Source organism: Adlercreutzia equolifaciens (assembly GCF_029076695.1).
Classification (GTDB): domain Bacteria; phylum Actinomycetota; class Coriobacteriia; order Coriobacteriales; family Eggerthellaceae; genus Adlercreutzia; species Adlercreutzia equolifaciens_A.
In genome coordinates, this window is the sequence record NZ_JARFIK010000002.1 from 43985 (window position 1) to 56155 (window position 12171).

The 12171-nt window shown below is 63.1% G+C and carries 8 protein-coding genes; 4 read left to right on the forward strand and 4 right to left on the reverse strand.

The genetic code is table 11. The features are described from left to right. Positions 1-17 precede the first annotated feature (17 nt). From PZH32_RS06315 to PZH32_RS06325, 3 genes are read left to right on the forward strand one after another with little or no spacing between them, the layout of a single operon-like run. Positions 18-755: a TorD/DmsD family molecular chaperone gene (locus PZH32_RS06315; RefSeq protein ID WP_275206985.1), complete on the forward strand. Its 738-nt coding sequence runs from the start codon at positions 18-20 to the stop codon at positions 753-755. Between the two features lie 12 nt (positions 756-767). Then, the gene (locus tag PZH32_RS06320) at positions 768-1397 is read left to right on the forward strand and encodes a 4Fe-4S dicluster domain-containing protein (RefSeq protein ID WP_275206986.1); all 630 of its coding nucleotides are present in this window, start codon (positions 768-770) and stop codon (positions 1395-1397) included. 45 nt (positions 1398-1442) lie between these two features. Beyond that, positions 1443-2534: a 4Fe-4S binding protein gene (locus tag PZH32_RS06325; protein ID WP_275206987.1), complete on the forward strand. Its 1092-nt coding sequence runs from the start codon at positions 1443-1445 to the stop codon at positions 2532-2534. A 92-nt stretch (positions 2535-2626) separates the two neighbouring features. Here the strand turns inward: PZH32_RS06325 and nifJ are convergent, their stop codons facing one another. The 3 genes from nifJ to oxc all read right to left on the reverse strand — a co-directional run bounded on the left by nifJ (position 2627) and on the right by oxc (position 9694). Next, positions 2627-6352, reverse strand: coding sequence for a pyruvate:ferredoxin (flavodoxin) oxidoreductase (gene nifJ, locus PZH32_RS06330; protein ID WP_275206989.1), 3726 nt, complete (start codon positions 6350-6352; stop codon positions 2627-2629). A 323-nt stretch (positions 6353-6675) separates the two neighbouring features. After that, positions 6676-7725 (reverse strand): AEC family transporter, encoded by a 1050-nt coding sequence (locus PZH32_RS06335; RefSeq protein WP_275206991.1) that lies wholly within the window; start codon positions 7723-7725, stop codon positions 6676-6678. A 187-nt stretch (positions 7726-7912) separates the two neighbouring features. Then, entirely contained in the window at positions 7913-9694 is a 1782-nt protein-coding gene (oxc, locus tag PZH32_RS06340; RefSeq protein ID WP_275206992.1) for an oxalyl-CoA decarboxylase, read from the reverse strand. Positions 9695-10020: 326 nt separating this feature from the next. On the opposite strand from oxc, the gene PZH32_RS06345 reads away from it, so the two are divergent. Beyond that, on the forward strand, positions 10021-11124 hold the full coding sequence (locus PZH32_RS06345) for a cation diffusion facilitator family transporter (protein ID WP_275206993.1): 1104 nt from the start codon (positions 10021-10023) through the stop codon (positions 11122-11124). A 183-nt stretch (positions 11125-11307) separates the two neighbouring features. Here PZH32_RS06345 and PZH32_RS06350 read toward each other — a convergent pair whose 3' ends face one another. Beyond that, positions 11308-12036 (reverse strand): hypothetical protein, encoded by a 729-nt coding sequence (locus tag PZH32_RS06350; RefSeq protein WP_275206994.1) that lies wholly within the window; start codon positions 12034-12036, stop codon positions 11308-11310. Positions 12037-12171: the final 135 nt, after the last annotated feature.

The window sequence follows — 12171 nt, forward strand, 5'->3', positions numbered from 1 at the left end:
GAGGTAAGGAGAATGCAATGGAGACGTTGGAGGAGCGGGAGCCGGCGCAGAACGAGGCCCAGGAGCTTCGTGAGGAGATCAAGGCGCGCGCGGATTTCTACCGTATGCTGAAGGACCTCTATTTCCGAGCGCTTACGCAGGACGAAATTGACGCCATGGCGCAGACGGACTACACAGAGCTGCGGGCGGGCAAGGAAGAGTCTCTCATGGCCGAGGGCTTCGACGATATCTTCCGCTACCTGCGCAAGCGCAACACCGGCACGCGTCAGGAGCTGTCGGCCGATCATACCGGGGCGTTCCTGGGCACGCGCGTTATCGCCGGCAAGCAGGCCATGCCCTACGAGTCGCTCTTCCGCGACGAATCCGGTTTGCTTATGCGCGGGCCGCGCACGGAAGTGTTCCGCGCGTACAAGGAGGCCCGTATCATGCTGCCCGAGGGGATGAACATCCCCGAGGATCACCTGGCCTTCGAGTTCGAGTTCATGGCTATCCTGTGCGACCGGGCGGTCGCGTGTCTGGACCAGGGCGATTGGTCCGGCTGCGACGCGCAGCTGGCGCTGCAGGAGGAGTTCTTCGAAGCGCATATTGCCAGCTGGTTCGACCTCTTCTACGATCGCGCCATGAACTTCGTCCAAACGCGCTTCTATCGCGGCGTGCTGAAGGTGACGAAGGCCTATCTGGACGAGGAGCCGGCCTCCCTTGCCGGTGCTCGTGCGGCGATCGCTTCGTGCGACGCTTCCTCCCAGGCCGCGTAAGGACGTGGCAGCATGAGCGAGGAGAAGGAGAAGACCGAGCGCGTGCCCGGCATGTCTCGGCGAGAGCTTGTGGGCGGCTGCGCTGTGGCGGCGGCGCTGCTCGTGTTGGGTGGCGCCGGCAAGGCCTTTGCCAGCGACGGTGACTTTCTGCGGCCGCCGGGTGGTCAGGACTACGAGCGGCTTCTCGGCGCCTGCGTTCGCTGCGATCGCTGTCGGAGCGCCTGCGACCGCGAGGCCATTACCGTGTGCACGGTGTCCGACGGCCTTGTGAACGCACGGCTGCCCCGCGTGAGCTTCCAATTTGGATACTGCGATATGTGCGAGGGCGCGTACAAGTGCATCAAGGCTTGTCCCACTGGCGCTTTGGCTGCTTTCGACGCCGAGACGGATAAGATCGGCGTTGCCGAGATCGACCCCGATGAGTGCCTGACCTACATCCTGTCCGGCAAGTGCGACGCCCGTTGCGTGGATGCCTGCCAATGGGAGGCGCTGTGGCTCGACGACCAGGGCCGTCTCCAGATCGACCAGGATAAGTGCAACGGCTGCGGCGCCTGCCAGTTCCTCTGTCCTTCGAGTGCCTACGGCACCTACAGCGGATCGGGCCACAAGGGCATCAACGTCGTTGCCGTGTCCCAAAATTGAGTTATCGGTTGCTAAGCGACCTTTGTTGAGATCGGAGTCGAAGCAATGGCGAAACGTTACGAGGGCCGAAAGTTTTTCAAGCCCACGGTGCTGCGCGGCATCGTTGCGGGCGTGGTGGCTCTGGCGGTAGTAATCAGCTGCATATTTCACGTGGGATGGGGCACTTTGTCCTCCTTCGGCATAGGCGACCTGTACCTGTTGTGCCCCTTGGGAGGCCTCGAGGCGCTGCTGGCGTCGCGTTCGGTGATTCTCTCGGTGGTGGTGGCTCTGGTCATCGTGTTCGCGCTGATACTGCTTTTGGGAAAGTCGTTCTGCGCCTGGGCCTGCCCGGTCAATGTCCTGTCCCGGTTCCTTTCGGGGAAAAAGACGAAGGCAGCGCAAAAGAAAGAGCGGCAGCAGTCGGCCGATCAGGCTCTCTCTCGTTTCGAGGCGTTGAGTCTTGCGTCGGGGTGCGCGGGATGCACGGGATGCTCGGGAGAAGGTGCCACCACTTCGTGTCCGTCGTCGAACCCCTCCTCGGCGACGCAGGCATCGAAGCCCGAGGATCCCGCCGCGCCCTCTGATACGGTCGCTCATCGCAAGGTCAGGCTCGATAGCCGCCATGTGGTGCTTGGCGGGGCCCTGGCCTCGGCGCTCATCTTCGGCTTCCCGGTATTCTGTCTTATCTGCCCCATTGGCCTGACCTTCGGCACCGTGGTGTCTCTGGTTCGCCTGGTCGGTTTCAACGAGCCGTCGTGGGGACTGCTCCTGTTCCCGGCTCTTATCGTCATCGAGCTGGTGGTACTTCACCGGTGGTGTCACAACTTGTGCCCGGTCAGTGCGCTCATGTCCCTGGTGTCGTCCTTTAATCGCACCTTGCGTCCCAAGGCCGACGAGGCGCTGTGCCTGCGCACGGCCGGCGAGCCCTGCGCGGTGTGCGCCAGCGTGTGCCCGGAGAACATCGATCCGCGCAGCAACTTGGGAACGCGCCCGCTGTCGGAATGCACGCGCTGCGGTGCCTGCATCGAGGCGTGCCCGAAGGGAGCACTCAGCTTCACGAAACGGGGCCTGCGCCGTCGCGAGGAAAATGCGGCGGCCGTTGATGCCGAGCTGCCGACGGAGTTGGAGCCCGTGACCTCGTCGGCAGCACTTGACTAGCCTTTTTTGCAACATGAAGAAACCCGCTAGAGCGGGTTGGAGAGCCCCCTCCTCGTAGTACACGAGGAGGGGGCTTTGCTGTCGGCTGGGGTTTAGCTCTCCGGCTGGTACACCTTTACTTCGCGCTCCAGCTCGGTGTATTCGCGGGCCAGGTCTTTGGCTAGCTCGCTTTGGAGGGTCTGGCTGCGCTTCGGGTCGCGGGCCAGAAGCGAGGCGAAGCGGTCCTGCTTGTCGAGGAAGTCGTCCAGCTCGTCGTCGGGTTTGCGGAAATCCACGGTAAGGGGGTTTTCTCCCTGGGCGGCGCGCAGCGGGTTGAAACGGAAGAGCGGCCAGTAGCCGGCTCGCACGCCCTCGCGGGCCACGCGCAGGTTCGTGCTCATGCCGCCCTTGATGCCCCAGCTAATGCAGGGGCACAAGGCGATGACGATAGACGGGCCGTCGTAGGCCTCGGCCTCGCGCAGGGCCGTGATGGTCTGCTCCATGTTGGCGCCCAGGCACACCTGGGCCACATAGACGTAATCGTACTGCATGGCCATGCGCCCCAGGTCCTTGCGGGGCGTGGGCTTGCCATCCAAGGAGAAGCCCGAGACGCTGCCCAGCTCGGTGGCCTTGGACATCTCACCGCCGGTGTTGGAGTAGCCTTCGGTATCGAGGACGAGCACATTGATGTTCTCGCCAGAGGCAAGCACCTCGTCCAGTCCGCCGTAGCCGATGTCGTAGGCCCAGCCGTCGCCACCCACGGCCCAGACGCTTTTCTTGCCGAACATCTCGCCGTAGTCGAGGATCTCGTTGGCCAGGGTGCGGGTGGGGCTGCCCGTGGGCAGGGTGTCGCGCTCCAGGGCCAGTGCCTGTTGGGCTGCCTGGCCCAGGGTGTAGGCAGTCTCGGCGTTATCGGCCTCGGCCAGCCAATCGCGTAGAAGAGCGGTGGTGCCGTCGGAGAAGAGCGCCGCGCCAGTGGCACCGGGCGCTGTGGGTGCCGAGGCAGGGGAGATGCTTGCGACGCCAGCGATATTCGCCTGGGCGTCGATGCCCACGGGGTTGGCGATGGCCGGATCGTCCACGGTTTGTCCCACAGCCTTCTTCACCAGGTCTGTCAGATGCTGACGGCGCAGCTTGACGGCTTTGGCAATACCGTAGCCGAACTCGCCGTTGTCCTCGAACAGCGAGTTGCCCCAGGCGGGACCGTGGCCCTTGGGGTTGACGGTGTAGGGGATGGAGGGCATGTAAGCGCCCCAGATGGACGAGCAGCCCGTGGCGTTCGCGATAATGAGACGATCGCCGAACAGCTGGGTGAGCAGTTTCACGTAGGGGGTCTCGCCGCAGCCGCCGCAGCAGCCGGAGAACTCCAGCAGCGGCTTTTGCAGCTGGGTGCCCGGGATGTTGGCGGTGCTTACCTGAGTGTCCTTGAGGGAGATGTTGCGCTGGCCGAAGGCGAGGTTTTCCTTCTGCGTTTCCAGCTGGGTGGCCAAAGGCTTCATGACCAGGGCCTTGCCCGGGGCGGGGCAGTTGTCGGCGCAGCTGCCGCAGCCCACGCAGTCCTCGGGGTACACCTGCACGCGGAAGTGCATGCCATCCAGCTCTTTGAGCGTTGCTGGCTTGGTGGCAAAGCTTGCGGGGGCGCCCTTCAGCTCGGCATCGGTGGCCACGTAGGGGCGAATAGCTGCGTGGGAGCATACCAGCGAGCACTCGTAGCACTGGACGCACTTGGTGACGTCCCACTCGGGGATCTCGAAGGCTACGGTGCGCTTTTCGTACTCAGCCGAGCCCGGGGGCACAATACCCGCGGGATCGAGGGCTGAGACGGGCAGCTCATTGCCGCGCAGCTGGTCCATGGGGCGGAATATCTTCTCGATGAAGGTGTCCTCGCCGGGTACCGAGCCCAGGCGCACGGCCGGTGCCGCTCCGGCTCCAGCGGCGTAGTCGCTGGGCGCCTCTTCGTTGTCGCGCGCCTCGGCCCAGCTTTTCGGGTAGGCGATTTCCACGAGGGCCGCGGCTGCTTGGTCGATGGCCTTTTGGTCGCGGGCCACCACATCGGCGCCCTTAGAGGCATAGACCTGGGCCACGTCCTGCTTCAGCAAGCGCACAGCCTCGTCGAAGTCCATAACCTGGGTGAGCTTGAAAAACACCGTCTGCATGATCATGTTGATGCGCGGCCCCAAGCCTTCCTTGGCGGCCAGCGCCGCGGCGTCGATCACGTAGAAGCGGGCCTTCTTGGCGGCAATGGCGCGGCGCAGTGCAGCGGGCAGCTGCTGGTCCAGGGTACGCACGTCCGTCCAGGGGGCGTTCAGCACGAAGGTGCCGCCCTGGCGCAGCCTATCGAGCATGGCATAGCCGCGCTTCACGTAGATGTCCTTGTGGCAGGCCAGATAGTCGGCCTCGGTAATGAGCCAGGGGGCATGCACCGGCTCGTCGCCGAAGCGCATGTAGGAAATGGTCAGGCCGCCGGACTTCTTGGAGTCGAACCAGCTGTATTCCTGCACGTACTTGCCGGCGCTGTCGCTGACAATGCGGGCGGCCACTTTGTTGGCGCTGACGGTGCCGTCGCTGCCGAAGCCGTAGAACACCGCTTGAGTGAGCTTCTGGGCTGCGGGCGCCTGATAGGCGGGTATGGGAAGGGACAGGCGGGTGACGTCGTCGATGATGCCCACGGTGAAGCGTGGTTTGGGGGAGGAGGCGGCCAGGTTGTCGAAGACGGCTTTGGCCTGGGCCGGATCGAACTCCTTGGAGGATAGGCCATAGCGGCCGCCGATAACGCGCACATCCGGGCGCGCTGAGGCCACGGCGGCCATCACGTCGAGGAACAGGGGCTCGCCCAAGCTGCCTGGCTCTTTGGTGCGGTCAAGAGCGCATACGGCGCGCACCGTGGCGGGCAGGGCGGCTAACAGGTGCTCGGCCGAGAAGGGTCGGTACAGGCGCACCTTCACCAGGCCCACCTTCTGTCCTTGGGCCGTTAAGTCGTTCACCACCGCTTCCACGGTCTCGCAGCTGGAGGCCATGGTGACCACCACGTATTCGGCGTCGGCCGCGCCAACGTAGTCGAACAAGTGGTACTGCCGGCCCGTCACCTTCGCCAGGGCGTCCATGTTCTTCTGCACGATGCCGGGCAGTGCGTCGTAGGCAGCGTTGGGCGCCTCGCGGTTCTGGAAGTAGATGTCGGGGTTTTGGGCCGTGCCGCGTACGGTGGGGTGCTCCGGGTCCATGGCGCGGTGGCGGAAGGCGCTAATGGCCTGCCAGTTTACCAGCGGCCGCAGAGCGGCCGGATCAATGACGTCGATAGTCTGTACCTCGTCGGAGGTGCGGAATCCGTCGAAGAAGTGGACGAAGGGCAGGCTGCCGTCGATGGCCGACAGGTGTGCTACCCAGGAGAGGTCCTGGCATTCCTGCACCGAGCTTGAACCCAGCATGGCCACGCCCGTGGCGCGCACGGCCATGAGGTCCTGATGGTCGCCGAAGATGGACAGGGCGTGGGCCGCCAGCGAACGGCAGGTAACGTGGAAGACGCCGGGCAGCATCTCGCCGGAGATCTTGTACATGTTGGGGATCATGAGCATAAGGCCCTGGCTGGCCGTCATGGTGGTGCCCAGGGCACCTCCCGCCAGGCATCCGTGCAAGGCGCCGGCCACGCCCTTCTCCGACTGCATCTCCTTCACTACCACCGTGTGGTCGAAGAAGTTCTTGCGTCCCTGACTGGCCCATTTCTCGACGGTTTCGGCCATGTGGGAAGCGGGGGTAATGGGGAAGATCATGGCCGCATCGGACAGCGCATAGGCCGCCTGCGCCGCCGCCTCCATCCCCGTCATCGCCTGTCGTGTACCCATGATGAATCCTCTCTCGATGCTCCCCCGGGGTCGGGCCACGGGGTAGTGCTCAGTCGCTCAGACAGTCCTCGCTCGGCGAAACAGCCCACTGGGCTGTTTCGTTCGCTGCGGAACTCGCTTGGTGAGCACCACCCCGTGTCCCTCTTCGCTCTGCCACTGCTGAGTGGGAGTTCAGAGGAGACGTCGGGTGTTCTGACCGAGCGAGTTCCGCAGCGACTGGAAGTGTCCAGTGGACACTTCCACAAAGCGAGGACTGTTTGAGCGAATCAGAATACCCGGCGGCTCCGACTCAGGCGGAGCCGCCGAGAAGATAAGTGAGCCGATTACGCTCCGAACAGGTGCTCGATCATGGGGGTTACCACGATCCAGAGGGGCATGGTGGCGGCAAAGACCAGGGTGGACACGGCCACGGTGGAGGCGCCGTCACGCACGTAGATGTTGTAGCGGCTGGAGATGATGATGCCTGAGAACGCCGGCGGCAGAGCGATGGCCAGTACGAACATCTGCAGCACCTCGCCGTGGATGCCGCAGAGCAGGCCGATGGCCAGGCCCACGGCCGGGGTCAGCAGGTTGCGGTAGAAGGTGTTCCAGAGGATTTCCTTACCCAGGCTGAACTTCACCGTGGACAGCGCGATGCCGGCGGCGAACACGGCCAGGCCGGAGTTGGCCTTGGCGATCAGATCGAAGCAGGGATAAAGCGCCTTCGGGAACTGGATACCCACCAGCACGATGGCCACGGCCAGAAGCGGCACCCATACCACAGGCTGCTTCAGGGCGTTCACGATAGCGGTGAGGCTGGAGTTCTTCTTGACTGGAGCCGCGGGCGTGTTGCCCTTGGCCGTGGCGGTAGCGCCGGTGGCGGCCAGCTTGGTCTTGCCGCCGTTCTGGGCCGTCATCTGGTTCTCGCCCTTATTCACCAGGTACATGCCGATGGGGATGGTGATGGCGTTCACCACGATGGCCACGATGGCCACCACGAGGCCCGTCTGGGTGCCCGTGCCGAACACCGGGTCGAGCACGGCGTAGCCCAGAAAGCCGATGGTCGGCGAGCCGGCGATCAGCGCGCATACGCCAGCCTCAGCGATGTTGTGCTTGAACACCTTCCAGCACAACAGGAAGCTGAGCATGAACATGCCGATGACCACGCCGAGGCTCACCAGGGTCAGCGTCAAGTCGCTGAACAGCATTTCGCGCGTTGCGCCCGTGATGGACACGAACAAGGCCGCCGGCAGGGCAATGTCCAGCACGACCTTGTTGAGGCCCTGCATCTGGTCGTGGTCGAACTTGTGCAGTCGACCGCCCAAGTAGCCGAGGATCATAATGACGAAGATCGGCAAAATGTCTGAGAGGAGTATGTTACCGATGTCTCCCATTTTCTTACCCTTTCTCGCGGGTCTCCCGAGGGCGCAGCCACGGGGTATCCTGATTCGCTCAAACAGTCCTCGCTTTGTGGAAGTGTCCACTGGACACTTCCAGTCGCTGCGGAACTCGCTCGGTCAGTACACCCCGCGTCTGCGCCGGACTCAGCCTTGGTTGAGGTTGAGAGGGGAGCTCTCTTGCTTAATCAACCAACTTGCCGTTTTCGCGGTGCTCGGCCAGGTCTTCTTGCTCGTTGCCAACCAGGGGGCCGGTGACGGGCTGCGGGTTCAAGTAGGTGATGTGGCCCGACTCCTTGCCGGAGTGGATGGAGAGCTCGCAGCACACCATGGTGGGCTTGCCGCTGGCCACGCCGGCGGCCACGTACTTCTCAACCTCTTCAGGCGTCTTGGCGTAGTAGCCGGTGCCGCCGAAGGCCTCCATCATCTTCTCGTAGTGGCCGCAAGCCGACAGCGTCAGCGGCGAGGGGTCGCCGTCATCGCCCAAGTTCTTGAAGTCGCCGCGATAGATGCCGCCGTTGTTGAGGATGACCACGGTGATAGGCAACGAGTAACGGCAGATGGTTTCTACCTCCATGCCGTCGAAGCCGAAGGCCGAGTCGCCGTGGATGGAGATGACCGGCTTGCCCGTGGTGACGGCGGCGCCGATGGCGTAGGGCAGGCCCACGCCCATGACACCCCAGGTGCCGCAGTCCAGACGATGGCGCGGCAGGTACATGTCGATGATGTCGCGGCAGTCGTCCAGGGCGTTGGCGCCCTCGTTGGCAATGTAGACATCGTGGTTGGCGTCGGTGACCTTCTTGATGGCGCCCAGGGCGTTGTAATGGGTCATGGGTACGGTATCGGCGGTGGTGGCACCGGCGAAACGAGCGTTGTTCTTCTCGCTGTCGGCCTTGATGGCGGCCATCCAGGCCGGATCGGCATGATAAGGCTTCTTTGCCAGGTACTCGTTGAACAGGCCGATGGTGCTCTTGATGTCGCCGACCACCGGGGCGGCGATGTAGCGGGAGTTGTCGATCTCGGTGGGGTCGATGTCAATCTGGATGAACTTCACATCGGGGTTCCAGTGCTTGCCCTTGCCGAAGTTGAGCATCCAGTTCAGGCGAGCGCCTACCATCACCACGACGTCGGCTTCGCGCATGGTCATGCCGCGGGCGGAAGCGGCGTTCTGCGGATGGTTGTCGGGCAGCAGGCCCTTGGCCATGGACATGGCCAGATAGGGCGCACCGGTGCTTTCCACGAACTGCTTGATGGCTTCGTCGCACTGGGCGTAGGCAGCACCCTTGCCCAGATAGATAAGGGGCTTTTTAGCGGTAGACAGCAGCTCCATGGCCTGGTCGATGACGTTCTGGGCCGGAATCTGCGCGGGGCAGGGGTCGTTCACCTTGTAGAGCAGGCTCTCGGCCACGCTGGCATCGATGGTCTGACCCAGGGTGTCGCCGGGCAGGTCGATGTAGACGCCGCCGGGGCGCCCCGTGCAGGCGGCGCGGATAGCGCGGGCCACTACCAGCGGGATGTCCTCCACCTTGTCAACGCGGTAGGCGGCCTTGGAGAAGGGCTTCGCGTAGTTCAGCTGGTCCATGCCCTCGTAGTCGCCCTCGCCCAGGTCGATAAGCTCGCGCGAGGAGGAGCCGGACATCATGATGACCGGCCAGCCATTCTCGGTGGCCTCCTTCAGGGGAATGAGGCCGTTCATAAAGCCCGGGGCGGACACGGTCAGATACAGGCCCGGCTTGCCGGTGATGAAACCCTCGGCTGCGGCAGCGTTGCCGGCGTCGGACTCATGGCGCAGGCCAATGTAGCGAATACCCTTGGCCTGGGCGATGCGGGCCACGTCGGTGACGGGGATGCCGATGACGCCGTACATCTTGTCGAAATCGTTCTTGAGCAGCGATTCAACCAGCACGTGGAATCCGTCGGTCAGATTCGCGGTGGCGGCTGATGCTGTCTGGTCGGTTGCAGTCATAGGGTGCCTCCTGTTTTTGAGAGCGTTCAGACTTTCGGCAACGTTGTTTCGCCAGTGCGCTGGTGCCTGGGGAAGCCCGTTGGCGTGCGTGCTACTGGACGGCGCGGGCTGCGTGAAGGCAGACAGGCAGAAGGGGAGCGCTGCTTCTGCTCTGAAATATAGACCCTGCCGCTGAGCAAGCTCACCCCTTAGAGGTGATGTTGGCGGGGGGTTACCGAACTGCATTTGAAAGGCAACATGGTCAACGTACCGCGGGCGTTTGCGGGGACTATAATCAAAAGAGTCGTATACGAACGCGCGCGATCGAGCAACGAAGGTGATCGAAGATGAAGAACGAGCGAGAGCGCGAGATTATCAAGGCGAGCTTCGTGGGCATCGCCGGCAACATGCTGCTGGTGGTGTTCAAGCTCATTGTGGGATTCACGGCGAACTCCATCGCCATCATCCTGGACGCGGTGAACAACGCCACCGATGCTCTGTCCTCCATTGTTACCATTGTGGGCACGAAAATTGCCGGCATGCGGCCGAACCGCCGACACCCCTTCGGCTACGGTCGTATCGAGTACCTGACATCGGTCATCATCGCCATTATCATTCTGGTGGCCGGCGCGCTGTCGCTGCGCGAGTCCATCGACAAGATCATCCATCCGGCCGTTACCAATTACACGGCCATCACCCTTACCGTCATTGTGGTGGCCATTATTGCGAAGATCTTCATCGGCGTGTACTTCAAGCGCGCCGGCACGAAGACGAACTCCCAGGCGCTTATTGCGTCGGGCATCGATTCGAATTACGACGCGGTGCTTTCGGCGGGCACCCTGGTGGTGGCCATTGCCCAGCTGGCATGGAACGTGAACATCGACGGTATTGTGGGCCTGCTCATTTCGTTGGTGGTCATCAAGGCCGGCTTGGAAGTGCTGCGCGACGCTTTAGGGCCCATCATCGGACAGCGCGAAGACGATGAGTTGGGTCGTAAGATAGAGGACTACGTGAACTCTTTCGATGGCGTGCGCGGCACCTACGATTTGCTGCTGGACAATTTCGGGCCCAACGAGACCATCGGCAGCCTGCACATCGAGGTGCCCGATGATATGAGCGCCTGCCATATTCATGAGCTCACCCGCAAAATTACCCTGGGGCTTTACGATAAATTCAACATCGTGGCCACGGTGGGCATCTACGCCGAGAACACCACGGGCAAGTTCGCGCCGATGCGTGCCAAGCTGACGCGCATAGTGGAGGAGCATCCGAAGATTCTGCAAACCCACGGCTTCTATGTGGACGACGATACCAAGACGGTCTATTTCGATCTGGTCATCGACTTCAAGGCCGACGATGACGCCATTCGCGAGGCGGTGGTGAAGGCCATGGAGAAAGCCTATCCCGCCTATACCTACAACGTCATCGTCGATACCGACTACGAGGGCTAGCACCGAGGCGGGGACCCCTGGAGGAAGGCGCAGAGGGCCAGCGGCCGGTGTCGGCGAAGGACGTTGGGGAGGAGGTGTCCCCGGCGCGACGCATCACAAGAAGCGGGCCCCGGCTCTGATGAGCCGGGGCCCGCTTAGCTGCTAGTTGAGGCGTGTTGGGAAGCGCCGCTGCAGGGGGAGTTGTTACGCCTGCGGTTTGTTGCTGTCGGATTCCTCGATGACCACGGAGGCAACGTCCACGTCTTGGATGTTGTCGTTGGGCAGGATGATGGCCGGGTCGGCAGCGTGCTCGGCGGCCACCTCGGCCTCGTGAGCCACGGCCTCAACTTGGGCCGGGGCCGGCTGTTGCGGCGTGACGGCTTCGGCGGCCACGGGCGTGGTGGGAACCACGGGGGCGTTGGAGACGGCCGGCTGCTGCGGGGCGACCGGCGCCACGGGGGGCACCGGTGCACCATACGCTCCATAGGCACCGTAGGGCGCGGCTGCGGCGCCGGCAGCGTAGGCGTTCTTGTCCTTGTTGGCGAACACGGCCACGATGATGCAGAGCACGGCGCTGATAATGCCGGTGCCGAAGAAGCTGACCACTGCGCCCACGATATTCCAAACCATAACGCTCTTCAGCTTTTCGGGTTTGTCGGCGCCGCGCACGCCCATGATGCCCGCCACAAGAACGACGATGCCGCAGATGACGAGCAGCACCATAAGGATGCTGAACACGCCCAGGATGCCTGCGGTGGCGGCGGCGTCAAGATAGGTGCCGTCGTCGAGAGGGATGTAATCGTAGCCGGCCAGGGCAGCCCCGCCGACGCCGAAGGCGGCGCAGCCGCCCATGCCGCCCAGGATCGTCAAGATGCCCAGGACAATATTGGCAATGCTCATGCCCTTGATGGCTTTCGCATGATTGGGATACATGGAGTTCTCCTTTACACGAACGAACAGAATGACGTTAGTATAGCGATGCTTCTCTTAGCAACAAAGTCAGCTTTTACGCTTGGAGCCAACTGTGAAGTTCCTGTTAACGGGAGGCGGCTGTTGCATGGGGCGCAA